Origin of the sequence: Streptomyces sp. SM1 (genome assembly GCF_002910825.1) — a bacterium.
GTDB classification, from domain to species: Bacteria; Actinomycetota; Actinomycetes; order Streptomycetales; family Streptomycetaceae; genus Streptomyces; species Streptomyces okerensis.
The window spans coordinates 1-1583 of record NZ_NEUB01000901.1; the positions used below are offsets into that span (position 1 = coordinate 1).

Consider the following 1583-nt stretch of genomic DNA (forward strand, 5'->3'; position numbering starts at 1 on the left):
GGTGTTGGCGGGCCGGGGCGGGATGGCGTCGGTGCCGTTGCCGGTGGACGGCGTTCGGGAGCGGATCGCCTCCTCGGACGGTTGTCTGTCGGTGGCTGCGGTGAACGGGCCTTCCTCCACGGTGGTTTCGGGTGACGTGGACGTGGTGGCGGAGCTGGTGGACGGGTTCGTCGCCGAGGGGGTGCGGGCGCGTCTGATCGAGGTCGACTATGCCTCGCACTCCTCTCATGTGGAGGAGATCCGGGAGCGGTTGCTCGCGGATCTGGTGGGGGTCGCGCCGCGCTCGGGCACGGTGCCGTTCTTCTCGACGGTGACGGGCGGTTGGCTGGACACGAAGGTCCTGGACGCGGAGTACTGGTACCGCAACCTGCGGGAGACCGTCGAGTTCGGCAACGCCACGGACACGCTGCTCGGGGAGGGCTTCCGGTTCTTCGTGGAGCCCAGCCCGCACCCCGTGCTCACCTTCGCCGTGCAGCAGAGCGCCGACGCGGCCGGTGCCACCGACTCCGCACAGGGCCCCTCCGTGGTCGTGGGCACGCTCCGGCGCGGCGAGGGCGGCCTCGACCGCTTCCTGACCTCCCTCGGAGAGGCCCACACGGGCGGGCTGTCGCCCGACTGGGAGCGGGTGTTCGCCGGACACCGCACGGACGGTGTCCCGCTGCCCACCTACCCGTTCCAGCGCCGCCCGTACTGGCTGGAGGACACCGGCCCGGCGGCCGGCGGCACCTCCGGCACGGCCTCCGGGGACGACGACTTCTGGGAGGCCCTGGGCGGGGGCGACCTGGACCGGTTCACCACCACCCTCGGGGTGACCCCCGAGGACCCGCTGAACGTGGTGCTGCCCGCGCTCGCCGGCTGGCGCACCGCCCGCACCGAGCGCTCGGTCGCCGACTCCTGGCGCTACCGGGTGACCTGGAGCGCCCTGCCCGAGGGCCCCCCGGCCGCCCTGGGCGGCACCTGGCTCGTCCTGTCCTCGGAGGGCCAGTCCGAGGACGCGGCGCGCCGCGCGGAGGCCACCGCCGACGTCCTGGAGCAGGCCGGGGCCGCCGTGGTCCGCGTACGGCTCGCCGAGGCGGAGGCCGACCGGACCGTACTGGCCGACCGGCTCCGCACGGCTCTCGACGCGCTGCCCGGTGAGGTGGCCGGGGTGCTGTCGCTGCTGGGCCTCGACGAACGCCCGCACTCCGCCCACCCCTCAGTGCCCCTGGCCACCGCGCTCAGCCTGGCCCTGGTGCAGTCCCTCGGCGACGCCGGGATCGACGCCCCGCTGTGGTGGGCGACCCGGGGCGCGGTATCGGTCGCGGGCGAGGACACCGGCAGCCCGGTCAGCGCCCCGCAGCACCTTCTCTGGGGTCTGGGCCGGGTCGCCGCACTGGAGTTCCCGCAGCGCTGGGGCGGTCTGATCGACCTCCCGGAGACCCTGGACACCGACACCGCCGCACGCCTGTGCCGGGTCCTGGCCGGCGGGGCCGGGGACGAGGACCAGGTGGCCGTACGCGCCACCGCCTGCCACGGCCGCCGACTGGTCCGGTCCGCCCTGGGGGACAGCGCGCCGCAGCGCGGCTGGCGGCCCGGGGGCACCG

General features: G+C 75.5%; 1 protein-coding gene. It reads left to right on the forward strand.

All coding sequences use genetic code 11. From position 1 onward, the window contains the following. A partial coding sequence (locus B9S61_RS30340; protein ID WP_146064994.1) for an acyltransferase domain-containing protein occupies positions 1-1583 on the forward strand: 1583 nt, incomplete at both ends.